At 61.3% G+C, this 25,208-nt stretch carries 26 protein-coding genes; 1 reads left to right on the top strand and 25 read right to left on the bottom strand.

Annotation, left to right across the window (positions count from 1 at the left end):
- Nucleotides 1–3: 3 nt before the first annotated feature.
- The 16 genes from lpxC to LA321_RS04480 all read right to left on the bottom strand — a co-directional run bounded on the left by lpxC (nt 4) and on the right by LA321_RS04480 (nt 17,319).
- Entirely contained in the window at nt 4–927 is a 924-nt protein-coding gene (lpxC, locus tag LA321_RS04405) for a UDP-3-O-acyl-N-acetylglucosamine deacetylase (protein WP_026456701.1), read from the bottom strand.
- A gap of 99 nt (nt 928–1,026) precedes the next feature.
- Nucleotides 1,027–2,178, bottom strand: coding sequence for a cell division protein FtsZ (gene ftsZ / locus LA321_RS04410; protein WP_026456700.1), 1,152 nt, complete (start codon nt 2,176–2,178; stop codon nt 1,027–1,029).
- Nucleotides 2,179–2,217: 39 nt separating this feature from the next.
- Nucleotides 2,218–3,477, bottom strand: a complete 1,260-nt coding sequence (gene ftsA / locus LA321_RS04415; protein ID WP_026456699.1) for a cell division protein FtsA — start codon at nt 3,475–3,477, stop codon at nt 2,218–2,220.
- Nucleotides 3,458–4,210: a cell division protein FtsQ/DivIB gene (locus LA321_RS04420; RefSeq protein WP_026456698.1), complete on the bottom strand. Its 753-nt coding sequence runs from the start codon at nt 4,208–4,210 to the stop codon at nt 3,458–3,460. The genes ftsA and LA321_RS04420 overlap by 20 nt, the downstream gene beginning before the upstream one ends.
- 98 nt (nt 4,211–4,308) lie before the next feature.
- Complete coding sequence (gene murC / locus LA321_RS04425) at nt 4,309–5,763, bottom strand: UDP-N-acetylmuramate--L-alanine ligase (RefSeq protein ID WP_042070820.1); 1,455 nt, start codon at nt 5,761–5,763, stop codon at nt 4,309–4,311.
- A 111-nt stretch (nt 5,764–5,874) separates the two neighbouring features.
- Nucleotides 5,875–6,957: an undecaprenyldiphospho-muramoylpentapeptide beta-N-acetylglucosaminyltransferase gene (gene murG, locus LA321_RS04430; protein WP_042070822.1), complete on the bottom strand. Its 1,083-nt coding sequence runs from the start codon at nt 6,955–6,957 to the stop codon at nt 5,875–5,877.
- Nucleotides 6,957–8,138 carry a cell division protein FtsW gene (gene ftsW, locus LA321_RS04435; RefSeq protein ID WP_042070824.1) on the bottom strand — a complete coding sequence of 394 codons (1,182 nt, stop codon included), beginning with the start codon at nt 8,136–8,138 and terminating at the stop codon, nt 6,957–6,959. Before ftsW ends, murG begins: the two co-directional genes overlap by 1 nt.
- Entirely contained in the window at nt 8,135–9,418 is a 1,284-nt protein-coding gene (gene murD / locus LA321_RS04440) for a UDP-N-acetylmuramoyl-L-alanine--D-glutamate ligase (protein WP_042070827.1), read from the bottom strand. Before murD ends, ftsW begins: the two co-directional genes overlap by 4 nt.
- A gap of 4 nt (nt 9,419–9,422) precedes the next feature.
- Nucleotides 9,423–10,505, bottom strand: a complete 1,083-nt coding sequence (gene mraY / locus LA321_RS04445) for a phospho-N-acetylmuramoyl-pentapeptide-transferase (protein ID WP_026456764.1) — start codon at nt 10,503–10,505, stop codon at nt 9,423–9,425.
- Complete coding sequence (locus LA321_RS04450) at nt 10,499–11,854, bottom strand: UDP-N-acetylmuramoyl-tripeptide--D-alanyl-D-alanine ligase (protein WP_042070829.1); 1,356 nt, start codon at nt 11,852–11,854, stop codon at nt 10,499–10,501. The genes mraY and LA321_RS04450 overlap by 7 nt, the downstream gene beginning before the upstream one ends.
- The gene (gene murE, locus LA321_RS04455; RefSeq protein ID WP_042070831.1) at nt 11,851–13,335 is read right to left on the bottom strand and encodes a UDP-N-acetylmuramoyl-L-alanyl-D-glutamate--2,6-diaminopimelate ligase; all 1,485 of its coding nucleotides are present in this window, start codon (nt 13,333–13,335) and stop codon (nt 11,851–11,853) included. Before murE ends, LA321_RS04450 begins: the two co-directional genes overlap by 4 nt.
- A complete protein-coding gene (locus tag LA321_RS04460) occupies nt 13,316–15,073 on the bottom strand; it encodes a penicillin-binding transpeptidase domain-containing protein (protein WP_042025075.1) in 1,758 nt (585 codons plus the stop codon). Before LA321_RS04460 ends, murE begins: the two co-directional genes overlap by 20 nt.
- Entirely contained in the window at nt 15,070–15,384 is a 315-nt protein-coding gene (gene ftsL, locus LA321_RS04465; RefSeq protein WP_026458062.1) for a cell division protein FtsL, read from the bottom strand. Before ftsL ends, LA321_RS04460 begins: the two co-directional genes overlap by 4 nt.
- Nucleotides 15,385–15,387: 3 nt before the next feature.
- On the bottom strand, nt 15,388–16,326 hold the full coding sequence (rsmH, locus tag LA321_RS04470) for a 16S rRNA (cytosine(1402)-N(4))-methyltransferase RsmH (RefSeq protein WP_042070833.1): 939 nt from the start codon (nt 16,324–16,326) through the stop codon (nt 15,388–15,390).
- On the bottom strand, nt 16,327–16,785 hold the full coding sequence (gene mraZ / locus LA321_RS04475; protein ID WP_042070834.1) for a division/cell wall cluster transcriptional repressor MraZ: 459 nt from the start codon (nt 16,783–16,785) through the stop codon (nt 16,327–16,329).
- A gap of 237 nt (nt 16,786–17,022) precedes the next feature.
- Nucleotides 17,023–17,319: a hypothetical protein gene (locus LA321_RS04480; RefSeq protein ID WP_042070837.1), complete on the bottom strand. Its 297-nt coding sequence runs from the start codon at nt 17,317–17,319 to the stop codon at nt 17,023–17,025.
- A 105-nt stretch (nt 17,320–17,424) separates the two neighbouring features.
- On the opposite strand from LA321_RS04480, the gene LA321_RS04485 reads away from it, so the two are divergent.
- On the top strand, nt 17,425–18,423 hold the full coding sequence (locus tag LA321_RS04485) for a lytic transglycosylase domain-containing protein (protein WP_201941460.1): 999 nt from the start codon (nt 17,425–17,427) through the stop codon (nt 18,421–18,423).
- Here the strand turns inward: LA321_RS04485 and LA321_RS04490 are convergent.
- The 9 genes from LA321_RS04490 to lafB all read right to left on the bottom strand — a co-directional run bounded on the left by LA321_RS04490 (nt 18,365) and on the right by lafB (nt 25,184).
- Entirely contained in the window at nt 18,365–18,826 is a 462-nt protein-coding gene (locus LA321_RS04490) for a PilZ domain-containing protein (protein WP_026456516.1), read from the bottom strand. The genes LA321_RS04485 and LA321_RS04490 overlap by 59 nt on opposite strands.
- The gene (gene lafU, locus LA321_RS04495) at nt 18,807–19,760 is read right to left on the bottom strand and encodes a lateral flagellar motor protein LafU (protein WP_026456515.1); all 954 of its coding nucleotides are present in this window, start codon (nt 19,758–19,760) and stop codon (nt 18,807–18,809) included. The genes LA321_RS04490 and lafU overlap by 20 nt, the downstream gene beginning before the upstream one ends.
- Nucleotides 19,760–20,617 (bottom strand): lateral flagellar motor stator protein LafT, encoded by an 858-nt coding sequence (lafT, locus tag LA321_RS04500; RefSeq protein WP_026456514.1) that lies wholly within the window; start codon nt 20,615–20,617, stop codon nt 19,760–19,762. Before lafT ends, lafU begins: the two co-directional genes overlap by 1 nt.
- Before the next feature lie 52 nt (nt 20,618–20,669).
- Nucleotides 20,670–21,362 carry a lateral flagellar system RNA polymerase sigma factor LafS gene (gene lafS / locus LA321_RS04505; RefSeq protein ID WP_407929451.1) on the bottom strand — a complete coding sequence of 231 codons (693 nt, stop codon included), beginning with the start codon at nt 21,360–21,362 and terminating at the stop codon, nt 20,670–20,672.
- A gap of 27 nt (nt 21,363–21,389) precedes the next feature.
- Entirely contained in the window at nt 21,390–21,836 is a 447-nt protein-coding gene (gene lafF, locus LA321_RS04510) for a lateral flagellar basal body-associated protein LafF (protein WP_269469380.1), read from the bottom strand.
- Between the two features lie 49 nt (nt 21,837–21,885).
- Nucleotides 21,886–22,998, bottom strand: coding sequence for a flagellar hook-length control protein FliK (locus LA321_RS04515; protein WP_042070843.1), 1,113 nt, complete (start codon nt 22,996–22,998; stop codon nt 21,886–21,888).
- A complete protein-coding gene (locus LA321_RS04520) occupies nt 22,989–23,285 on the bottom strand; it encodes a LafX (RefSeq protein WP_156140985.1) in 297 nt (98 codons plus the stop codon). The genes LA321_RS04515 and LA321_RS04520 overlap by 10 nt, the downstream gene beginning before the upstream one ends.
- A 180-nt stretch (nt 23,286–23,465) precedes the next feature.
- Nucleotides 23,466–23,858, bottom strand: coding sequence for a lateral flagellar export chaperone LafC (gene lafC, locus LA321_RS04525; protein ID WP_042025072.1), 393 nt, complete (start codon nt 23,856–23,858; stop codon nt 23,466–23,468).
- A gap of 42 nt (nt 23,859–23,900) precedes the next feature.
- A complete protein-coding gene (lafB, locus tag LA321_RS04530) occupies nt 23,901–25,184 on the bottom strand; it encodes a lateral flagellar capping protein LafB (RefSeq protein ID WP_026456510.1) in 1,284 nt (427 codons plus the stop codon).
- Between the last annotated feature and the right edge of the window lie 24 nt (nt 25,185–25,208).

The raw sequence follows: 25,208 nt of genomic DNA on the forward strand, positions 1-25,208 counted from the left end.
CTATCAGGCCAGAACCAGACCGTTGTCGTAGTAAGCGATAGGCGCTTTGTCGCCCTCGCCTTCAAAGGTCACCAGTTCCCAGGCTTCCTGCTCGGCCAGCAAGGCACGCAGCAGCTTGTTGTTCAGGGCATGGCCGGTCTTGTAGGCACGGAATTCGCCGATGATGCTGCGGTTGCACATGTAGAGGTCACCGATCGCATCCAGCATTTTGTGCTTGACGAATTCGTCCTCGTAGCGCAGACCATCTTCGTTCAGCACTCGGTAGTCATCCAGTACCACGGCGTTTTCCAGGCTTCCGCCCAGCGCCAGATTCTGGGAGCGCAGGTACTCGATATCACGCATGAACCCGAAGGTACGGGCACGGCTGATCTCTTTCACGAAGGAGGCACCGGAGAAGTCCAGTACGCAACGCTGGTTGCGCCCTTCAAACACCGGGTGCTGGAAATCGATCTCGAGATCCATTTTGAAGCCGTTGCGATAGGGGTGGAATTCCGCCCACTTGTCGCCGTCTTCAACCCGGATGCTCTTCTTGATCCGCACAAACTGCTTGGCCGCATTCTGTTCACGGACCCCGACTTCCTGCAACAGGTAGATAAAGGGGTGTGCACTGCCGTCCATCACCGGGATCTCGGGCGCGTCAACCTCGACGTAGAGGTTGTCGATCCCCATCCCGGCAAGGGCTGCGGAGAGGTGCTCAATAGTAGAGACACGGACACCGGCTTCGTTGACCAGTGCGGTACAGAGCACGGTATCGCGCACCTGATCGGCATTGGCTGGCAGCTCCACCACAGGATTCAGGTCGGTACGCAAGTAAACGATCCCTGTGTTCACAGGAGCCGGACGGAATGTCATGGTGACTTTCCGGCCCGAATGCAGGCCGACGCCAGTCGCCTGTACACTCGTTTTCAAGGTTCTTTGTCTAATCATGGGTGTACCCTAAACAGCTTAAAATCCGGACCAGATGGTCGTTGGCAGGCCATCTTAGCACATTCCTTAAGCAACAAACAAACCAGCCCCATAAGAGGCTTAGTCAGCCTGCTTGCGCAGGAACGCCGGAATATCCAGATAATCCGGTTCGCGACGAGCCTGTGGCTCGGCGTTGACCACCTTGGCCGGAGCCTCTTCCATCACGCGGCCCTGCATCATGTCGCTGACCAGCGGCTGGCGCACCGGGCGCTCTTGCACCTGGCTGCTCTTGACCAGGGTGATGTCCGGCTTGCGCTCGGCACCGATACCGGTCGCAACCACGGTCACACGCAGCTCGTCGTGCATTTCCGGATCGATTACGGTACCTACCACCACGGTGGCGTTCTCGGAGGCGAAGGCCTTGACCGCATTACCCACGGTTTCGAACTCTTCGATGGTCATGTCCATGCCGGCGGTGATGTTGACCAGGATGCCACGGGCACCGGCCAGATCCACGTCTTCCAGCAGCGGGCTGGAGATGGCTTTCTCTGCCGCTTCTTCGGCACGATCGTCACCGGAGGCGGAACCGGTACCCATCATGGCGGTACCCATTTCGCGCATGACGGTACGCACGTCCGCGAAGTCGACGTTGATCAGGCCCGGACGGGTGATCAGCTCGGCGATGCCCTGTACCGCGCCCAGCAGCACGTCGTTGGCAGCCTTGAAGGCGTCCAGCAGGGAGATACCGCGGCCCAGCACTTTCAGCAACTTGTCGTTGGGGATGGTGATCAGGGAGTCGACATTCTTGGACAGCTCTTCGATACCATGCTGGGCAAAGCCCATCCGCTTCTTCCCTTCGAAGGAGAACGGTTTGGTCACCACGGCCACGGTCAGGATGCCCATCTCGCGGGCCACTTCGGCCACGATCGGCGCAGCACCGGTACCGGTACCGCCGCCCATGCCGGCTGCGATGAAGACCATGTCGGAACCGGTCAGCAGCTCACGCAGTGCTTCCCTGTCTTCCATGGCGGCGTCACGACCCACTTCCGGGTTGGCGCCAGCGCCAAGACCCTTGGTGATGCCACCGCCGATCTGCAGGGTGGTGTTGGCACTGGAGTTGCGCAGTGCCTGGGCGTCGGTGTTCACCGTGATGAACTCTACGCCCTCGATGTTCTGACGCACCATGTGTTCGACGGCGTTGCCACCGCCGCCACCGACACCGATCACCTTGATGACGGCTTCGTCAGTATGGCTATCCATGAATTCAAACATATCGTCTCTCCGCTTTATTTGCTGACTTCAGCAAAATTCTTAGAACTCGCCACGCAGCCAGTTGCTGACCCGTTTGACCAGACCACCGACACTTGCCTTGGCGGCATATTCTTTGTTGCTACCTGTCGCCTGATGAGTACGGCCGTACTGCAACAACCCGACCGCAGTCGAGTAGACAGGCGCCTGCACGTAATCGCTCAAACCACGTATATTCATGGGCTCACCCACCCGGACCTGGCACTGGAAGATCTGCTCTGCGCACTCCACCACGCCTTCGATCTGGGCCGCACCACCGGTCAGAACCACACCGGCAGCCAGTTGATGCTTGACCCCTTGCGCTTTCAATTCGCTTTGTACCCGCACCAGCTCGTCATTCACCATGGAGAGCAACTCGGTGTAACGGGGTTCGATCACTTCAGCCAGTGTCTGCCGCTGCAGGCTGCGCGCCGGACGGCCGCCGACACTGGGTACTTCAATATTGTCTTCCTTGCTGACCAGTCGGCCGAGGGCGCAGCCGTAGCGCACCTTGATCGCCTCGGCGTCCAGCGGCGGTGTGCCGAAGGCGTAAGCGATATCGCTGGTGACAGTGCTGCCGGCATACGGGATCACCTTGGTGTGACGCAGGGCACCGCCGGTAAACAGCGACATGTCCATGGTGCCACCGCCGATGTCCACCACGCAGACACCAAGCTCCTTCTCGTCTTCGGTCAGCACCGCATAGCTGGAGGCCAGGGCGGAGAAGATCAGCTGATCTACCCGCAGACCTACCTTCTCCACGCATTTTTCGATGTTGCGAGCCATGTCGTTGTGGCAGGTCACCAGATGGACCTTGGCCGCCATCCGCACGCCGGAGAGGCCGACCGGGTTCTTGATCCCTTCCTGGTAATCGATGGCGAACTCCTGGGGCAGCACGTGCAGCACCCGTAGCTCATCAGACAGGCGCACCGACTTGGCGGTATGGATCACGTTGTCCACATCCTCCTGGGTCACCTCCTCGTCGGAGATGGGCACCATGCCGGTCTCGTTGCGACAATCGATATGCTTGCCGGACAGACCGAGGTAAACCGAGCTGATCTGGCAGTCGGCCATCATTTCGGCCTCTTCCACGGCACGACGCAGAGACTTGACCACGGAGTCGAGATCGTTGACCCCGCCCTTCTCCATGCCGCGGGATGCGTGACTGCCCATGCCGATGACGTTCAGTTCGCCGTCCGGCAATACTTCCCCGACCAGAACCGCCACCTTGGTAGTGCCGATATCCAGTCCGACAATCAAATTCCTATCTGCGGTGTTGGTCATGCACTTTCTCTTCGCTCTTCTTCCAGCCAACCGCCATTCCGGTGTCGTATCGAAGATCCACGTACGCAACCTGCGAACGGGGTTCGATCACCGGGAAGGCATCGATAAACCGCTGCAACCGGAGCGCGATGTCGTTGCGTCCGAGGAACAGCTTGATATTGCCATCCAGGGTCAGTTCCCAGGCATGGCGGGGAGTCAGATTCACTCCCAGCAACTTGTATCCTTTGGCAGCCAGTTGCGACTCGTACTGCCGGCTCTCTTTCAATACCCGAGCCGCCTGGTCATCCGGTCCTGACAGCTGCATCAGCGCTACCTTGACCCGATCCGGAGCACTGAACACCTTGCCCTGGGTATTGACGAAGCGGTTGCCATTCCAGCGCGCCGCCACATCCTGTTCGGTGAGGTAGACCTTGATCTTGTTCGGCCACTTCTTGCGGACCGACACCGAGGCCACCCACGGCAGGGCATTCAACCGCCCCTGCAATTCGTTCACATCCAGCTCGAAGAAGTTGCGCGACTCGGCGCCATCCAGCACGGCCTGCCGCAACTCCTCTGTCTGCAAATACTGATGTTGCCCCTGCAGCAACAACTCGCTCATGGGCAACCGATTGGCGTCAGTCAGCCAACCTTTAACATCCAGCGCCGTCCGGTAGCAGCCCCATATCACCAGCAGGAAAAACGCCACTCCTGCGATGAAGCCACCCTTGGTGCGCCCCTGTGCCCTTGACTCCACCCGATCGATCCCCGTGTAACGCGCTAAACCGGCCTTTTGGCAGACCGGTTCGCCATTATATAGGCCCCGGCTTGGCGGTCAAAATACTCATTGGGCCCTCAAGCACCAGATTTCATGCTCTCTATGCTCAATTTCATCTCACCGAGACGACGTGCCAGGGCACCGACGTTGCCGGCCCCCTGGGTCAGCACCAGATCCCCCTCGCCAACCAGGTCGGCCAGCACCGCCGGCACGTCATCCGGCGTGGCCACAAAGATGGGTTCCAGGTTGCCACGAGAGCGGATGGAGCGACACAGGGCTCGGCCATCGGCGCCGGGGATCGGCTCCTCACCGGCAGCATAAACCTCCAGCATCACCAGCACATCGACCTTGGAGAGCACATCGGCAAAGTCTTCGTAGAGATCGCGGGTGCGGGTATAGCGATGTGGCTGGAACACCATCACCAGTCGCTTCTCGGGCCAGCCGGCACGAGCCGCGTTGATGGTCACCTTCACTTCGCTCGGATGGTGACCGTAATCGTCCACCAGCATGGCCTTGCCACGACCGGTCTCGAACTCGCCATATTGCTGGAAGCGGCGGCCCACCCCCTCGAACTTGGCCAGCGCCCGGATGATGGCCTCGTCGCTCACCCCGTCCTCGGTCGCGACAGCTATCGCCGCCGCCGCGTTCAGGGCGTTGTGGATCCCCGGCAGATTGAGGGTGACTTGCAGCTCGCCCGCCTCTTTGCGGCGTACCCGGAAGCAGCTGTGATTGGTTGTCTGGACAAAATCCAGCACCTGGACGTCGGCGTCATCCGACAGACCATAGGTCAGGGTCGGACGGGCAATCTCCGGCAGCAGGCCGCGGATCACCGGATCATCGATGCAAACCACTGCCAGTCCGTAGAAAGGCAGGTTGTGGAGAAACTCGATGAAGGTGGCCTTCAGCTTGGCGAAGTCGCCGCCGTAGGTGTCCATGTGATCCGCTTCGATGTTGGTCACGATGGATACCATGGGTTGCAGATGCAGGAAGGAGGCGTCGCTCTCGTCCGCTTCGGCGATCAGGTAACGGCTGCTGCCCAGGCGTGCATTGGTACCGGCGCTGTTGAGCAGGCCGCCGATGACGAAGGTCGGATCCCGGTCCGCCTCGGCATAAATGCTCGCCACCAGGCTGGTGGTGGTGGTCTTGCCGTGGGTACCGGCAATGGCGATGCCATGACGGAAACGCATCAGCTCGGCCAGCATCTCGGCACGGCGCACTATGGGGATGCGCAGCTCGCGGGCCGCCAGCAGCTCGGGGTTGTCCTGCTTGATGGCGGTGGAGACCACCACCACGCTCGCTCCGTCGACATGCTCGGCGCTGTGGCCGACGAAGATGTGGGCACCCAGCGACGCCAGTCGCTCGGTCACTGCATTGCGTGCCAGGTCGGAACCCGTGACCTGATAGCCCTCATTGGCCAGCACCTCGGCAATCCCCCCCATGCCGGCACCACCGATGCCGATGAAGTGGATGCGACGCACGCGGCGCATTTCGGGGATAACGGTACGCAGTTTTGCCAGTTCAACCTTGGTCATAATCGTCTCTTTATTCTGCCGCAAGCCACTTGCATTCACCGGCAACCCGCCCGGCGGCATCGCTATATTCGGGGATCGCACGGCACGACTCGGTCCGTGCAATCTTGTTCATCACGCGTGCTCGCCCTGTTTGGTGGCGAGTCGTTTGCATTCATCCGCAACCCGCTCTGCCGCATCGGTAATGGCGACGCGACGGGCGGCCTGGGCCATGTTAAACAGGGTTTCCCTGCGCCCGGCCAGCCAGGAGAGGCGCGCAGCCAGCGAGGCCGTGGTCAGCTCGGACTGGGGCAGGAATTCAGCCGCACCGCCGTCGACCAGGGTCAGGGCGTTGCGGGTCTGGTGATCGTCCACCGCATGGGGCAGCGGCACGAAAATGGCAGCTACACCGGCAGCGGCCACTTCGGAGACGGTCAGGGCCCCCGCCCGGCAGACCACCAGGTCGGCCCAGGCATAGGCACCCGCCATGTCCTTGATAAATTCACTCACGTCGGCGGTCAGGCCCTCGTTAGCGTAGGCCGCGCTCACTGCCTCGCCATTGCCCTTGCCACATTGATGGCGCACAGCAATGGGGATACCGGCAGCCGCCACCGCGGCAGGCACTTGCTCGTTCAGCACCCGGGCACCCAGGCTGCCGCCGACCACCAGCAGGTGCAGCGGTTCGCTGTCACTGCGCAGTTCGGGATCCGGCAGCGCCACCACTTCGGGACGCACCGGATTGCCAACAACGGCAGTGCGATGGCTCGGCGCAAAAGCCCCGGGGAAGGCCATCAGGACGCGTCTGGCGATGCGAGCCAGCAGCTTGTTGGTCATGCCGGCAGCGGCGTTCTGCTCGTGCAGCAGCAGCGGGATGCCGGCGAGCCAGGCGGCTACACCACCCGGGCCAGAGGCAAAACCGCCCATGCCGAGCACCACGTCAGGGCGCACCGTCTTGAGCACCCGGCGCGCCTGCAGGATGGATTTGATGATGCGATAGGGCGCCACCAGCAGCCGCTTGATGCCGTTGCCACGCACCCCCTGAATATCGATGAAGGAGATGGGGTAGCCATGGGCGGGCACCAGCTCGGCCTCCATCCGGTCGGCGGTACCGAGCCAGTGGATAGTCCAGCCCTGCTCTTTCAATCGATCGGCCACGGCCAGACCGGGGAACACATGGCCCCCGGTACCACCTGCCATCACCAACAGCGTCTTGCTCACTAAACCTCCCGCACGCGCGCCTGGGCAGTCGCCTGGCGCAATTCAAAATCGATTCGGATCAGCATGCTCACCGCCACCGTCATGATGATGAGACTGGAGCCGCCGTAACTGACCAGCGGCAGGGTCAACCCCTTGGTCGGCATCATGCCGCTGGCGGCGCCGACGTTGACGAAGGTCTGGAAGCTGAACCAGATGCCGATGCCGATGGCCAGATAGCCGTCATAGAGGCGGTCGGCCTGCAGGGCGCGATGGCCCAGCTTGAGCGCCTTGACCGCCAGGGCGAAGATGAGGAACAGGGCGCCCAGCACGCCGATATAGCCCAGCTCTTCACCCAGAATCGCAAACACGAAGTCGGTGTGGGCCTCCGGCAGGTACTCCATCTTCTGGATGGAGTTGCCGAGCCCCTCGCCGAACCAGCTGCCACGGCCAAACGCCATCAGCGACTGGGTCAGCTGGTAGCCGCTGCCGAACGGATCGGCCCAGGGATCCATGAAGGAGGTCACCCGGCGCATCCGGTAGGGCTCGACGATGATCAGCAGGATCACGCCCCCCAGACCGCCACCAATCAGGATCATGAACTGCCACAGCTTGGCACCGGCCAGAAACAGCATGCCGAACGAGGTGACAAACATCACCACGGTGGAGCCCAGATCCGGCTGCAGCAGCAACAGGATGGCCAGCACCCCGAACACCGCCAGCGGTTTCAAGAAGCCGAGCCAGGCCTCGCGCACCTCGTTCTGGCGACGCACCAGGTAGCCCGCCAGATAGACGAACAGCGCCAGCTTGCCGAATTCGGCAGGCTGCAGGTTGAACGGTCCGAGCGGTAACCAGCGCACCGCCCCGTTGACGTTGCGCCCCACCAGCAGCACCAGCACCAGCAACAGGATGGCCAGCAACAGCATGGGGCCGTTGTGCTGTTGCCAGCGCGCCATGGGCACCTGCAACACAAACCAGGAGATACCGAGCGCCATCACCAGGAACATGCCGTGACGCTTGACGAACATGAAGGGATCATCGCCCAGGGCAATCCCCTCCGGGATCGAGGCGGAGGCCACGATCACCACCCCGACCGCCATCAGCGACAGCGCCAGCAGTACCAGCTGCCGATCGTAGAGACCGGCGGGTCGCGCCGGCAACAACCAGCGCAGGAACAGGCCTGCGACTGCGCGAAGGGCGTTCATAGGGCCATCACCATTTCGGTGAAGCGGTCGCCACGCACTTCGAAGGATTTGAACTGATCCAGGCTGGCGCAGGCGGGCGCCAGCAGCACCCAGTCACCGGGCCTGGCATCGGCGGCCGCCTTGGCGACGGCGGCGTCAAGGTCCACCACCCGCTCGGTCTGCTCACCCAGGGCCAGCAGCACCTCGGCATCCTGACCGAAGCAGTACATGTGATCGATCTGGTTGCCGAGCAGCGCCTGGATGGGGCCGAAATCCTGCCCCTTGCCCTGGCCACCGGCCAGCAGCAGCAGACGCCCTTTTACGGATTCGCGCACCCCGGCCACAGCAGCCAGGGTCGCCCCCACGTTGGTGGCCTTGGAGTCGTTGATCCAGCGTACCCCGTTCACCTCGCGCACGAAGCGGGCACGGTGCGGCAAACCTTCGAAGCGGCGCAGCACGGTGAGCTGGGCATCGCGGGGGATGCCGACCGCATCGCACAGGGCCATGGCGGCCAGGGCGTTGGCCTGGTTGTGGGCACCGACGATCTTCATCTCGTCGACCGCCAGCAGGGGCTCACCATGGAGGGTGAGCCACTGACGGCCATCCAGCAGGCAGCGGCCGTAGCCGTTGCAGTCGAGGCCGAAACTCTGCCACACCTGACCCACATCGGGCAGAGTCTGGGCATCGTCACGGTTGACCAGAATGTGTTGGGAGTGCTGATGGATCTCCATCTTGGCGGCGCGATAGTCGGCCATCCCCTGATAGCGATCCATATGATCTTCGGAGAGGTTGAGCACCACGGAGGCCGCGGCGCGCAGGCTGTAGGTGGTCTCCAGCTGGAAGCTGGAGAGCTCCAGTACGCAGAGATCCATCGGCTGCTTGAGCAGCTCCAGCGCCGGGATGCCGATATTGCCGCCCACACCGACCTTGAGCCCGGCCTCGGCGATCATCTCGCCCACCAGGGTAGTCACCGTGCTCTTGCCGTTGGAACCGGTGATGGCGATGACCGGCACTTCGCTGTCGCGCACGAACAGCTCGATGTCGCCGATGATCTGCACGCCGCACTCGGCAGCGGCTTTCAGCTCGGGAGTCGCCAGCGCGATGCCCGGACTCGCCACTATCATGTGCGCCTGCTTGAGCAGCTCTGCATCGAGCCCCTGGACCAGCTCCACCCCGGGTGGCAGCTGATCCTTGCCCGGCGGGTTGGCGCGGGTGTCCATCACCAGCGGCGTGACGCCACGACCGAGGAAGTAATCGATGCAGGAGAGTCCGGTTTTACCCAATCCGATGATGATGACCATGGCCTTATCTCACCTTCAGGGTGGCAAGACCCAGCAGCACCAGCACGAGGGTGATGATCCAGAAGCGCACGATGACGCGCGGCTCCGGCCAGCCCTTCTTCTCGTAGTGGTGATGGATCGGCGCCATGCGGAAGATCCGCACGCCGCGCAGCTTGTAGGAACCGACCTGCAGGATCACAGAGACTGTCTCCATCACGAAGACCCCGCCCATGATCACCAGCAGGAACTCCTGGCGCACCAGCACGGCGATGGTACCGAGCGCGCCGCCCAGTGCCAGGGAGCCCACGTCTCCCATGAACACCTGGGCCGGATAGGTGTTGAACCAGAGAAAGCCCAGACCGGCCCCGACGATGGCGGTACAGACGATCACCAGCTCGGAGGTGTAGGGCACATAGGGGATATGCAGATAGCTGGCGAAGTTGACGTTACCGGTCGCCCAAGCTATTAGGGCAAAGCCCCCCGCCACCATCACGGTCGGCATGATGGCCAGGCCGTCGAGACCGTCGGTCAGGTTGACCGCGTTGGAGGTGCCGACGATGACGAAGTAGGTCAGCAGGATAAACATCAGGCCGAGCTGGGGCATCACATCCTTGAGGAAGGGTACTACCAGCTGAGTCTGGCCATCGTGGGTCGCCGTGGTATAGAGGACGACAGCCACGATCAGCGCGACCGCCGACTGCCAGAAGTACTTCCAGCGGGCGATCAGACCGTCGGTATTCTTGCGCACCACCTTGAGGTAGTCATCGGCAAAGCCGATGGCACCATAGGCTCCCAGCACGAACAGCACCAGCCAGACATAGGGGTTGTCGAGGCGGCACCAGAGCAGCACGGAGGTGAAGATGGCGGCCAGGATCATCAGACCGCCCATGGTGGGGGTGCCACGCTTGCTGAGGTGGGACTCGGGACCGTCGTTGCGGATCACCTGGCCGAATTTCAGGATCTGCAGGCGGCGGATGAGACGCGGCCCCAGCCAGAGCGCGACCCCCAGACCCGTGATGATCGACAGGATGGCGCGAAACGTCAGGTAGGAGAAGACATTGAAGAAGGTGAAGTGCGGGGTGAGCAGTTCCGCCAGCCAGACTAGCATGAGGCTGACTCCTGACGGTCTTTGACCATCTCGACGATATCTTCCATACGGGAGCCGCGGGCCCCCTTGACCAGAATTGAAATTTCCTGCTTTTTATCAATCATTTGCGCAAGCACTTCGAACAACGACGCCTTATTGTCAAAATGTCGGCCAGCCGCGGCATCTGCGGTATGGCGACTATGTTCCCCTACTGTCAGCACGGCATCCAGACCGCACTCGCGGGCATGACGGCCGACCCGGGCATGTTGCTCGGCAGACTCCTCACCCAGTTCCCGCATGTCACCGAACACCAGCACCTTGAAGCCACCCATGGCGGTCAGGGCATCGATGCCCGCCAGCACGGACTCCACGCTGGCGTTATAGGTATCGTCCACCAGGGTGAGGCCACCCCAGCGCAGGGCGCAGAAACGCCCCTTGACCGGCGCCATTTGCTCCAGGCCCGCCTTGACGGAGGCCAGTGATGCACCCAGCGCCAGGCAACCCGCCGCCGCCGCCAGGGCATTGGCCACGTTGTGGCGGCCCGGAATGGCCAGGGTCAGTGCCACTTCACCCTGTGGTGTCACCATCACGAATTCGGCACAGCCCTGCCCGTTGATCAGCAGATCGCGGGCATGGAATGGCTGGCTCTGATCGTCGATGGAGAAGGCACAGGTAATGCCGCGCTCGCGCCACTTGGGCCAGAACTCGTTGTCGGCATTGACGATGGCGGTGCCACCCTCGCCCAGCCCCTCGAAGATCTCGCTCTTGGCGTGAAACACCCCTTCCAGGGAGCCAAAACCCTCCAGATGGGCGGCCGCCACGTTGTTGATGAGGGCGGCGTCGGGTCTGGCAAGGGAGGTGGTCCAGGCGATCTCGCCCGGGTGGTTGGCGCCCAGCTCCATCACCGCGAACTGGTGTTGCGGTTCCAGGCGCAGCAAGGTGAGCGGTACCCCCACCTCGTTGTTGAAGTTGCCGGCGGTGGCCAGCACCTCCCCTTCGTGGCGCAGGATGGCGGTCGCCATCTCCTTCACCGTGGTCTTGCCACAGCTGCCGGTGATGGCCAGCACTTTCGGATTGATGCGCTCGCGCACCAGCTTGCCAAGTAGCCCCAGCCCCTTGAGGCTGTCGGCCACCACCAACTGGGGCACGGCCAGCGGCAGTTCACGCTCAACCAGCAGGGCGGATGCCCCGGCGGCAACGGCCTGCTCACAAAAATCATGGGCATCGAAACGCTCGCCACGCAGGGCGACAAACAGGGCTCCGCTACCCAGAGTGCGGGTATCGGTACTGACTGCGGTGATCTCACCATCTTCACCAATCAGACGGGCATCGAGCGCCTGCGCCAAGTCGGCAAGCCTGAGGGTCATCATGTGAATGACTCCAATAATGTATGCAAGGCGGCGGCGACGGTTTCCCGGTCGCTGTAGTGCCGCTTGTCGGTTCCAATAATCTGATAATCCTCGTGGCCTTTGCCGGCCACCAGGATGATGTCCTGCTTGCTCGCCTGTCCAAGTGCCAGGTTGATGGCCCTGACCCTGTCGTGTTCCACCGGCACCGTCGCGGGATCACGAAGACCCGCTACCATGTCGGCCATGATCCGGGCCGGATCCTCGGTGCGGGGATTGTCGTCGGTCAGGATCACCCGATCCGCAAACTGTTCAGCCACGGCGGCCATCATGGGACGCTTACCGCGATCCCGGTCGCCACCACAGCCCACCAGACACCAGAGTTGGCCCTTGCAGTGCACCCGCAGGGCCTGCAACGCCTTCTCCAGGGCATCCGGGGTGTGGGCATAATCGACCACGGCAAGCGGCGCATCGCCACCGCCGAAACACTCCATGCGGCCAGTCACTGGCTGCAGTTGCGACGCGGTGGCCAGCAGGGCGTCGAAGTCGTAGCCCAGCACCAGCATGACCCCCATGGCCGCCAGCACATTGCTGACGTTGAAGCGGCCGAGCAAGGGGGCGGATAATACACCATCCCCCCAGCTGGAGTTAATCCGTGCACGGAAACCTTGCTGATGAAAATCGAGTTGCTGCGCCGTTAACTGACGGCCAGGATGGTTCTCAACCGGGCCATGGACGCTGAAGGCGACTGCATCCGGGTATTTCGCCAGCCATTGGGCACCCAGTTCATCGTCCCGGTTGATCACCGCATGACGTTCATCCACCAGTTGCAACAGCAGCTCCTTGGCGGCGCCATAGGCCTCCATGGTGCCGTGGTAGTCCAGGTGATCCCGGCTCAGGTTGGTGAACACGGCGGCAGCAAATGGCAGGGCCGCGACCCGATATTGCACCAGACCGTGACTGGAGACCTCCATCGCTGCCAGATCCGCCCCCTGCGCCTGCAGGTCAGCGAGATTGGCCTGCACCTGGACGGCGCTGCCTGTGGTGTTTTCCGCCTCAATCAGCTCGCCAAACAGCCCGTTACCTATGGTGCCCATCACCCCGGCCTTGCCCCCCAGCAGGGTGCGCCAGTTGGCAACCAGCAACGCAGTCGTGCTCTTGCCGTTGGTGCCGGTGATCCCCACCAGTTGCAGCTTGTTCGCCGGCTGATCGTAGAAATAGCCCGCCAGCTCGGAGAGACGGGCAGGCAGATCCACCATGCCGATGCAGGGGATTGACGTCGCAGGAGCGACGAATTCACCGTCCTCCTCATACACAACAGCGGTCGCTCCCTGAGCCACCGCTTGTTCGATAAACCGTCTGCCGTCGACCTGATGCCCGCGAATGGCGATGAAGAGAGAGCCCGGGCCGACCCGCCGACTGTCCAGCTGGATGTCGGTCAGGGGAAGCGCCGGCGCCTCGATTCCGAATGGGCGCAGCAACAGATCAAGTGCGCGGGACTGCATTGTTAGCCTCCGTACGGGCAAGTTTGGTGGGAACTGATGGCGGTACTGCATCGGGACGAATATTGAAGAGCTGCAGCACCCCTCCCATGGCCTCGGCAAAGGGCGGCGTCGCCACGGCGCCACCATAGTAGGCCTTGCCTTTGGGTTCGTTGATCACCACCACCATGACGAAGCGGGGATCGCTGGCCGGGGCAAACCCGGCAAACCAGGCCATGTAATCCTTGCCATAACCGCCAGCCACGGCGACCTTGGCGGTACCACTCTTGCCGCCGACCCGGTAACCCGGGATCTTGGCCTTGGGAATGGCGTTGTCGACCACGTATTCCAGCGCCTGCAGCATGGCGGCGGCGTTGTTGTGATCGATGACCTGCTCACCCTTGGGCGGCTTGGTCACCTTGACGATGGAGATGGGTACCCGCTTGCCCTTGTTGGCCAGGGTGGCATAGGCGGACGCCAGTTGCAGCGGAGTGACCCGCAGACCATAGCCGAACGACAGGGTCGCCCGCTCGATATCGGACCAGCGACGACGCTGGGGCAGCATGCCGCTGCTCTCCCCCATCAGGCCGCTGCCGGTATCCATGCCGAAGCCGAACATGCTGAGGGTGTTGATCATCTCCTGGGCCGGCATCCGCAGGGCGATGCGTGACATGCCGATGTTGGAGGAGTAACGCAGGATGTCGTACAGGTTGGTCGCCTTGTGGATACTCACGTCACGGATTTGCTTGGCCCCGATATAGAGCGGCCCGCCCGGAATGAAATCCTTCCAGCTGGTGACGCCTGCCTGCAATCCACTCAGCAAGATCAATGGCTTGATGGTGGAGCCCGGCTCGTAGGTATCGGTCACCACCCGGTTGCGCACCCGGAAGCTCTGGTACTGACCGCGGTTGTTGGGGTTGTAGGAGGGGGTGTTGACCATGGCGAGCACTTCGCCGGTCTTGATGTCCAGCATCACCATGGAGCCGGAGGTCGCCTTGTTCTCGTCAGTGGCGCGCTTGAGGGCGCGATAGGCCAACGCCTGCACCCGCTGATCGATGCTCAGCTGCAGATCGTTGGCGTTCTTGCCCTCCTTGACGATCCCCAGCCGCTCGATGACCCGGCCCTGCCTGTCCTTGCGCACCCGCATCTCGCCCGGGGTGGCGGTCAGCCACTCGTTATAGCTGCGTTCGATCCCCTCGATGCCGCTGCCGTCGATGTTGGTCACCCCCACCAGATGGGCACTGATCTCGCCGGTCGGGTAGAAACGGCGTGACTCGGGACGCAGATAGACGCCCCCCAGCTTGAGCCCCTTGATGTACTCGGAGACCGCTGGCGTCACCTGCCGCTGCAGGTAGACGAAACGCTTGTTGGGGTTGGCGATGCGCCGCTTGAGAGTGTTGATGTCGAGCTTGAGCACGGCGGAGAGCGCCAGCCAGGCCCGCTCGTTGTTGATGGCGCCGGATTCGTGCACCGTTTTGGGATCCGCCCAGACCGCCTCGACCGGCACGGAGACAGCCAGCTGTTCGCCGTTACGATCGGTGATCATACCGCGCACCGCCTGGGTGGAGGTGGTACGCAGGGAGCGCATGTCCCCCTCCTGGCGCAGGCGATCCGGATTGATCACCTGGATCCACGCCAGGCGCAGGATCAGGCCGACAAACGCAATGCCGATGAAGACCACCAGAGTGCGAAAGCGCCATGGATAGATGGAGGGCGCCTTGATATTCGCTTTGGCCGATTTGGCTGTCGCCTTGCGTTTCATGGTTGGGTTATTACCTTCTCGGTGGTCACCAGCGGGCGAGCCATCTGCAACTTGTCCATGGCCAGACTCGCCACCCGGGAATGTTCCGCCAAAGTGCCCTGCTCCAGCAGGAGGTGACGCCACTCGATGTTGAGGCGATCCTCTTCCGCCATCAGATCGTTCTGCTTGGCGGTCAGGCCGCGAGTCATGTTGGTCACCAGGATCACGGCAAAGGCGGTCACCAGCACGGCGACCGACAGAAAAATCTGCAGCTTGTGCCGCCAGAGATCGCTTGCGATCTCCTTGGCCAGATGAACGCGCACCTCACTCATGGTTTAATCCGCCAGGCGCTCGGCCACTCGCAGCACCGAGCTGCGTGACCGGGTGTTTTCAGAGACTTCATGATCGGAAGGCTTGAGCGCCTTGCCAACCGACTTCAACTTGCGGCCACCCGCCAGCTGCGCCTCGGTGAGCGGGATACCGTGCGGCACCTCCGGGCCTTTCTCGTGCTTGCGGATGAAATGCTTGACCAGCCGATCTTCCAGAGAGTGAAAGCTGATCACCGACAGGCGGCCATGAGGTGCCAGCACCTCCAGCGCGCCATTCAGCGCAGTTTCAATCTCGTCCAGCTCGCTGTTGATATAGATGCGAATGGCCTGGAAGCTGCGGGTTGCGGCGTGCTTGCCCTTCTCCTTGCTGGGATTGACCCGGGCAATCATCTCCGCCAACTGGCGGGTGCGCACATAGGGTTCGGTGACCCGATCGTGCACGATGGCGCGGGCGATCTTCTTGGCAAAGCGCTCCTCACCGAAGGTCTTCAATACCCAGGCGATGTCATCCACGTCGGCCTTGGCCAGCCACTCGGCAGCGCTCTGGCCCGTGGTGGGGTCCATCCGCATGTCGAGGGGGCCATCTTTCATGAAGCTGAAGCCGCGCTCGGCGTCATCCAGCTGGGGAGAAGAGACACCCAGGTCGAGCAGGAAGCCGTCGACCTTGCCCAGCAGGCCACGCTCGGCCAGATAGCCGGTGATGCCGGAGAAGGGGCCATGCACGATCTCGAAGCGGGGATCCTGGATCTTGGCCGCCTCGGCGATGGCCTGGGGATCACGGTCGATGGCGATCAGCCGGCCATTGGGGCCCAGATGCTGAAGGATCAGACGGGAATGACCACCACGGCCAAAAGTACCGTCGACGTAGACACCGTCCGGCTTGATGGCCAGACCTTCGACGGCTTCGTGCAACAGCACTGTGATGTGTTCAGCAGCTTGGGTCATTTATAAAGAGAAATCCTGTAGTCGTGGCGAGCTTGCCCAATCGTCCCCGGGCAGTCCCAAGATGTCGTCATTGACCTGTTGTTGCCAGCGGGCTTCATCCCACAACTCAAACTTGTTGAGCTGGCCCACCAGCATGATCTTCTTGTCCAGCCCGGCGTGGTTGCGCAGCGGCTGGCTGAGCAGCAGACGGCCATTGCCGTCCAGCTCGCATTCAGTGGCATGTCCCAGCAGCAGGCGCTGCAAGCGGCGCTCCTGGGGGTGCATGCTGGAAAGGGTCCTGAGCTTGCGCTCGACCTCTTCCCATTCGGTCAGGGGATAAAGGAGCAGACAGGGGTGGGCAATATCGATGGTGCAGACCAGCTGGCCGTCGCACTCGGAGCGCAGCCAGTCACGAAATTTGGTCGGAATCGCCAATCGCCCTTTGCTGTCCAGGCTGATGGCGTGAGCGCCACGCAACAAATTGAAGTCCCTGAAAGGTAAATGAGTGGCTGGATGCCCCTCTAAAAACCACTTTGATCCACTTTTCCCCACCCTGAAGTTTAAGGACGTGCAGGGGGCTTTTCAAGCAAGGAGATGGGACAGGGGGAACATATTGACGCGGCGTTTCCGTAGTGCCGATTAAATGAGTTGATTTTTCACAAGTTATTTATTTGGAAACCGGTGAAGATTAATTTTTGCCAAGGAAGTCGCGACCACTCATGGCGCAATAATGAAGCGGAACAATACGACTGCACACAAAATAATGCTTACGCCTACGACCGGATAAATGATGTAACTATCACTGAGACGGCGGGCTCGCAGGCACACCAGCTGGCAGAGCAACAAGTTGTACACAATCAGCAGCAGGGTGAGCAGGATATTCACACCCAGAGTCAGTTCACCGGCATGCCAGATGTACAGCCCCATCAATACAAAATTGGCGAGGATCAGGTAGAGCAGGAACTTCTGGATTATTTTCCCCGCTTTGGGTGACTTTTTGACTCGTGCTATCATGTTTTACATCCTTGACTCCACATGACCTAGCGACTAAACCCATCAAAAACTGTTGAGATATATCATGTTTTTTCCATTATGCCTGCATTTCCCCGGCAACAGAAAATGACATTCCCAAGATTGTATCTGGCCCTGGGACTATTTTTATTCTCTTCAGTTTGTCTCGCTTACGATAAATATCACTGGCAAAGCGGCTTTCCTGCCCCGATCCAGGGGGAAGGAGCGACTCTGGTTGCCCAGCAGCACGAATATCTGCTGAAGCAGAAATCCTATTTGCAGCGCCGACTGGCGGACAACCAACCCGTGATCCGCTGGATATCCGAGCAGGTCAAAAACCGCCATCTTCCCCCCTTGCTGGCGTTTGTTCCCCTGATTGAGAGCAGCTATCGCCTCGATGTCGTCTCCGCCGCCGGCGCAGCGGGCCCATGGCAGTTGATGCCGGACACGGCGACCCGTTTTTCCGTGCCCATCACCCGCGAGTTCGATGGTCGCTACTCGCTCCCGCTGGCTACCGAGGCAGCCCTCACTTATCTGGGCTGGCTCTATCGTTTCTTCGGTGAAAACTGGCTGCTGGCGCTGGCAGCCTATAACGCCGGCGAGGGGCGTGTCTTGAAAGCGGTCATGAGGGCGGAGAGCCGCAACGTCTGGGAACTGGACCTGCCGACCGAAACCCGGCTATATGTGGCGCGGTTCGTCGCGCTCGCCAATCTGCTCGACCGGGCCGAACGTTTCCAGTTGCAACTGCCGCCCTGGCAAGCAGGAGCCGATGTGCAGGTATTCCAGAGAGTCGCCAATTGCTCTCTCATGGCGTGGGCTTCGGCAAAAGGCATCTCGATGAACCAGGCACTGCGCTGGAACCCGGCCTGGCAACTGCCAGAGGCCAGCGGCATCGGCAACTGTCCTGTGGTATATCGCAAGGAAGAGAAAGTCATGGTCGCCGGACAACCAGTCCGGCCGCAGGAGAGAAAGGCGGTCTCCCTCGAGAGCCTGCACGATCCCTTGTTGCTGCGGGCTGCCCGGGGATTGGACATGACCCGCAGCGAGATCAGGCTGCTCCCTTCTCCGGATCCGTTGGGGATGGGTCAGACGCGGCCTCTGTTCTGAGCGCCCTGAAGCAATGGCGCCAGTGGCTGAGCAAGGGAGCCAGATCCACCTGTTCGGGCTCGCTCCAGCGAGCGCCATAGAAACGCAGGTAGCGGCCGATACCCCGGCGATGAGTGATATGGCAGGTCAGGGTCATGGCGGGAGCCAGCTTCAGGGTCACCTGTTCGGGCAACTCGAAGCGGGCCGGCGCAAGAAAACCGACGCCTCCCGGCCCCAGATCCTTGATCACCGCCCGACCTATGCTGCGGTCAAACAACAGGCCCGATACCAGCAGACGGGCCGCGATACCGCAGCTCTGTGACTCCAGCGGCGTGGTGCCGTCGTGCAGGTACCAGCGCGGCAGCTTGCGTCTGGGATCATCACTGCTGTTTTGAAACAACAGATCAGTTTCTTGAATTTCCATGGTTAAGGGCATCCTTGGCCTGCTGGGCAGCAGCCTGGGTTTGGGAACTGAACAGTTGTTTCAGGCTGTTTTCCGCCTGGGTTGTCATGATCAGCAATTCGATACGGCGATTCTGGCTGCTGTGGGGATTCGCCCGATCTTCCAGCATGGTATCCGACATGGCGCTTACCTGGCCAACCCGATCGGGTGGCATGCCGCCTGCCTGCAGTACCCGTCTCGCCATCATGGCGCGATCCGACGACAACTCCCAGTTGCTGTAGTTGTCGCCCGCAAAGGGGGTGCTGTCGGTGTGGCCCGAAATCATGATCTTGTTCTCGATGCGCTGGAACACGGGCGCCAGCGCCAGCAGCATGTGGCGGAAGAAGGGGGTGATACGCGCGCTGCCGCGGCTGTACATCTCCCGCTGCTCGTCGTCCCGGATCAGGATCCGCAATCCCTGTGGCACCAGCTGCAGTTCAAGGTTGTTCTTGGCCTGCACCTCATCCGCCAGCGAGCCGATGAAACCGGCCAGCTGTTTCATCTGTGCTTCCCCTTCGATCTTGCCGACCAGCAGGCTCTCGTAGCCGTTCTTGCCTTCATCCGAGAAAATGCTCCTGTTGCCCGAGATATGTCTCGGCATCGGCTGGCCTTCGGTCTGGTATTTGGGCATGACTTCGTCAAGCACGGAGGGATTGCCCCCGAGATCGACCGGGTAGGGGCTGTTTCTGATATCGAAAGGGTTCGCCTCGCTGTCCATGATGCTGTAGTCGCGCAGACGACTGGCCACCACTTCCCGCTCCTCCTGGTTGGAGACGGCCAGGATCCAGAGCACCATGAAGAAGGCCATCATGGCCAGGGTGAAATCGGCGAAGGCAACCTTCCAGGCGCCCCCGCTCTTGGGACCGGTGTTGCGACGCTGCTGGCGCTTGACGATGATCTGTTCGTGATTGCGCATTACATCGCCCTGTTGGTCACCCAGTCTTCCAGCTCAAGGAAGCTGGGCTTGACCTCAGGCTCCAGGATCTTGCGACCGGAATCCACCGCCAGCAGGGGAGTCTTGCCGCGCAACTGGGCCAGCAGAATGGACTTGATGCACATCAGCAGGCCGATGCGACGCTTGACCATCTCCTCCATGGCGTTGCTGAGGGGTTCGAGCAGACAGTAACAGAAGAAGATGCCGAGGAAGGTGCCGACCAGTGCGGCAGCCACGTGCACGCCTATGTTGCTGAGCGGACCGTCCAGCTGCTGCATGGTGATTATGATCCCCATGACCGCCGCCAGAATGCCAAAACCCGGGCATGCCTCGCCGGTCTTGTGCAGGGCATGGGCCGGCTTGAGCATGTCTTCCTCGATGGCCATGATCTCCTGCTCCAGCAAGGTATCGAGCTCGTGAGGAGTGATCTTGCCCATCCCCAGCAGGCGCAGGTTTTCGACGATGAAGCCGAGCAGCTGGGGATCTTCAGAAACCTGGGGATACATCAAAAACACCGAGCTCTGCTGGGGATTCTCAATGTGTTCATCGAGGGCCTTCATTCCCTTGCTGCGGGTCTCTTCCAGCAACTGGTGCATCAGGGTCAGCAGCTCGCGGTAGACCTCTTTCTCTTCCTTGTTCGGCTTGAAGCACTGTTTGATCTGCCGCCACATCTCATGCATCACCTCCTTGGAGTTGCCCAGAAACATGGAGCCAGCCGCCGCGCCAATAATGATGATGAGTTCCGAAGGCTGCCACAGCGCGATCGGGTTGCCCCCGGCCATCATGAAGCCTCCCAGCACACATATTAAAGTGACACCGATGCCGATCTGTTTTTGCATGAATGCTCCCGCACAATTGAACGAACCCCACCCGCCAGGGGAAAGAGACTACTTATATGGAGTCGACCAGTCTCTGCTTTAGCTGAAGCACGCATTGCTTGTGCAGCTGACAAACTCTGGATTCCGTGAGCCCGAGCACCAGCGCAATCTCTTTCATGTTCAGTTCGTGCTGGTAGTAGAGGGAGAGCAGCAGCTGCTCGCGCTTGTCCAGCGACTTGAGCACCTTGCTGATGGTCATGGCGAGATCCGTGTCATCCGACTCGGCGGCCGGAGCCCGGCCACCGTTTTCGAGCCAGTCCTCGAGGCTCTGCAGAGCCTCCGCCTGACTGGCATAAGCCAGCTGGCGCACCTCGTCGACGGAGCAGTCGAGGGCCTGTGCCAACTCCTGTTCCGTCGGCACGCGCCCCAGGCGGTTGTGCAGCTCCCGCTGCATCTGGTTGTGGCCATGAACCTGCTGGCGCAGCTGGCGAGGGCGCCAGTCAAGTCTGCGCAATTCGTCCAGCATGGCGCCACGAATCCGTTTGAACGCATAGCTCTCAAACTGGGCATCCGGCTCACTGCCGTAGCGACGCCAGGCCTCCAGCAACCCCATCATGCCGACCTGCTCCATGTCTTCCTGGTCGAAGGCGGCCGTCACCTGACTGCGCAGGTGGCTGGCGGCACGCTTAACCAGCGGCAGATAACGGGTGAGGATGGTCTGTTCGCTCGTGGCCGGCGCACTGCTGGTGCCGAACTCGTGCTGCATATCCCAGGCGGAGTCGATCATGAGGGGTTACTGCACCAGTACCTTGGTGATCAGCACCTCGTCGAGATAGGGCTTGTAGCCATAGCTCTGCAGGGTTGTGACCAGTTTGCCCAGCAGGGAGGTCTGCAAGGCAGTGATATCCTTGAGCTCCTTCTGGACATCGTCATTGGAGCGGTGACTGAAGTACTGCACCATGGCGTTGCGGATAAGCGGGTTGAGCATACGCAGCTCCTCCAGCTGGGCGGGATTATGGGTCACCAGCGCCAGCTCCAGCACCAGGTAGTGGGACTGGGAATCCCCCTCCAGGCTTATCACGAACCGATCCAGCGGCTTGAACAGCGGCTTTTCGCTCAACTCGGGTTTGGGCTCTTCCAGCCCCAGCCAGACGGCGATCAGATCGCGCTTGAGATAAGCACCATAAGCCAGGGCGGCCAGCAAGACGATCGCCAGCACGACTATCATCAACCACTTCATCACTCGCCGAATCATATCAATCCACTCTCTCTTTGCCTGAAGGCAACGGTTACACCAGGGTATTCAACCAATCGGGACGGCTCTTGCCGCTCTGCTCCAGCTCATCGCGCCACTGCTGGCGTCCGGCCAGGATCTCGTCTCCCTGCCAGCGCTGTTTGGGGTTCTGCTCCCCCCCTTGCCCGACATTGACGTCGACGCCGCCAGAGTGGTGGGGAGCCAGGCTCATGCGCAGCCGCTCCATCGACTGGATCAGGGCATCGCGCACGGCGGGGTTGGTCGCATTGAGCTGCACGTTGAGGCGATCGCCCTCGACCCGCACGGTCAACTCCAGCCGACCCAGTTCGGGAGGATCGAGCCGGATATGCGCCTGCTTGACCTGCTGGTTCACCTGCAGCTCGACCTTGTCATGAAGCAGGCTCATCAGTTGCTGCCCCCACTGGGCCTGATTGTCCGGCAGCTTGACCGGGGCCCACTGGTATTCGGCAGGCTTGCTCGGCGCCAGCTGGCCAACCGGCAGCACCATGAGTTTCGGATCAAGCGCCACCGACTCCCGCTCGCCGCTCTGGGGCTGGGCATTGAGCATGGGTTGCAGGGTGCTGATCAGCCTGGCCTGTACTCCTTCCCGTACAGCCCCCTTGCCATCCCCTGCGACGCGAGCCTGCTCGGCCACGGGGGCTGCAGAGGCATCCTGACCGGGCAAGGCACTCTCCTTGAGCTGGGGAGCGGCATTGCTGAACACGACGCTCCCCTGTTCAGCCAGCAGGGTGCGCTGCGGCAGGCCACGAAACGAGAGCGGTGGCAGGGTCAGGGCAACCTCTTCCGCCATCTGTGCCGACGGCACGGCTCCCTGGGACGGGATCGGAGACGCGGCTCCGTTTGCCGACTGCTGGACACGCTCTTCCAGCAATAAGAAGGAGGGCAACATGCGGCTGAATGCCTGCAACTGTTCGCTCGCCCCCTCCAGCTGTTCCCCTTGCACTTCATCGGTCACTGGGGCCTGTACGAAGCCAGTCACCGGCTCCGCCTGCAACTCTTCCTGCGCCAGGGCATCCGCCTGCAGGTAGGAGTCATCCCCCTCCTGCGACGACTGGTTCAGTCTGTGTTTCGCAAATGATTCTCGGGTCGGTGCGAGTTCACCACCCGCCAGCGGGATCATTGCCATTGTTGTACCTCGTCATAGGCTGCCAACCCCTCGCGCTGACCATTGAGCGCCTGCCACGCCCCCTTGAGGCGATCGGTCTCGTGCTGGCAAAGGGTGATGGCACTCTGATAGAGGGTTCTGACCTCTGCTCTCGTGGTGGCCATCGCCGCCCAGCTTTGCGGGTGCTTGTCCGCCATCTGGCTGGCAAAACGTGCCAGCCTGGCATCCGTCTCTTTCAGGACTTCCCATTCCCCTGCCTGCGCCTGCTGCAACAGCAGACGCGCCAGTCCGAGCACTTGCAATGACAACCGCTCCTGTTCCTGAGGGGACAGGGGTCGTGCTGTATCAAGGGACATAAATGGGTACCAAATGAGATTCTTTTGCTGACATGCCCAGAGCTAAGCAAAGAGCACGCCAGAATGATATTGCGCCCCGCATCGCGGCGGAGCGCAAGATCCGGGGAACAGGCGGGAAACTGCACTTCCGCCTTAACGGGGTTGACGGGCCATGACTTCCCATCCGTCCTTCAGTTCACCCAGAATGCTGCGCACTTCGGCAAAACCGGCCACATTGTTGGACACGCTGATCTCGAACAGCTTCTGTCCGCAATAGTCATAGAGACGATGCAGATTGGCGGCCAGCTCACCCCCCTTCTCCATGTCCAGAGCGCTGTCGAGCCCTCCCAGGATCTGCAGGCACTTGCTGATCGCCTGTCCCTTGCGCTCAAACTGCTTGGCCAGAATGTGCCCCTCAGCCCTGGCAATCTCGTCCAGCAGGCCATCCATCAGCATCAGCACCAGCTGGTGCGGATCAGCGCTGGCCGCCTTGGCCTGGGTGGCAGCAAACTGGTAAGCATCATAACCATCTTGAGGTTCAAACATCTCGGACTCGCTCGATTAAGGTTCTGCGACAGAGTGGTGACGTCAGAACGCCCCCATGCTCTGCAGCATCTGGTTCATAGTGGTGAACTGGTTGAGGTAGCGTTTATACGCGGCTTCCATCTTGCGATCCAGCGCAGCCATCCGGTCATTGACCCGTTTTTCATTGGCATCCAGACCGGCGTTGCGCGACTTGAGCACGCCATCACGCTTGACGTAAGGGTCGAGATCCGTGCTCATCCGCTTGAGCAGACCATCATCCCCCAGCAGAGCCTTGCCCAGCAGCTCAGGATCCTTCTCCAGCGCCTTGTTGAAGTCGGTCTCGTTGAAGGAGAGTTTGCCGTATCGGTCGGTCTTGATCCCGAGCGAACCCAGGGTCATGCCGTTGGGCAGATCCCGCACGCTGTTTCCCAGCATGCTCTTGAGGCTGCGGATGCCGCTGTCCGAGGCCAGCGCTCCCGGTGATTTGGGGTCGCTCGAGGTCATCTTGGCCAGCTCGTCCACCAGCTCGTTGTAACTGTCGACAAACTTCTTGAGTGAACCGGTGACCGCCTCCTTGTCCTGGGCGACTACCACCTGCAGCGGCGCCTCCCCCGGCTTTTGCGCTTTGGTCAGCTCCAGGGTCAGGCCGTCGATGACATTCTCCACCTTGTTGCTGGCGGAGACTATGGTCAGCGGGTTGTCCCCCCCCATCTGCAGCTTGGCATCCTGCGCCTTGGTGATGTCGCGCTTGCCGGCCAGAGCCGTGCCCAGCATGTCGCCCGCATCGCCGGAATAGTTGATGGCGATGGCGTTTTCGGTACCGGTTTCGGTGCTGGTCAATACCAGGTTGACCTTGCCATCGGAGCGCACCAGGGTGGCCTTGACCCCGGGATTGTCCTTGGCGTCATTGATTTCGGACACCAGGTCCTTGACGGTGGAACCGGCGGGCAGGCTGGCCAGATCGATCTCCAGCTTCTTGCCCTTCACCTCCAGCGAGAGGGTGCCGGTGGCGGGCAGCTGGGCGCTCTCGCTATCCAGGGAGAGGCCGACCTGATGGGCCTGGGCAAGCTGTTCGACGAAGAGGTTGTACTGGCCTGAGCTGGCGGTGCCATCGCTGGTCACCTTCATGAACCCTTCTTGCGAGACCGTCCCCTTCTGGGCCTGCAGGTTGGAGGCCTTGTTGAGATCCTTGAGCATGGTCTGGAAGCTGGAGAGCTTGGTGTGCAGGGCTGTGAGCGCCTTGCGCTGACCCGTGATGCTGTCCATCTGCTTTTTCAGCAGCTTGTCCATGTTCTGCCGCTCAAGGGCGACCAGTTGCATCGCCGTGCTGGCGGGATCGATCTGCATTCTTCATACCCTTCTTGAAAGCTT

Origin of the sequence: Aeromonas enteropelogenes, assembly GCF_020097295.1 — a bacterium.
Classification (GTDB): Bacteria; Pseudomonadota; Gammaproteobacteria; order Enterobacterales; family Aeromonadaceae; genus Aeromonas; species Aeromonas enteropelogenes.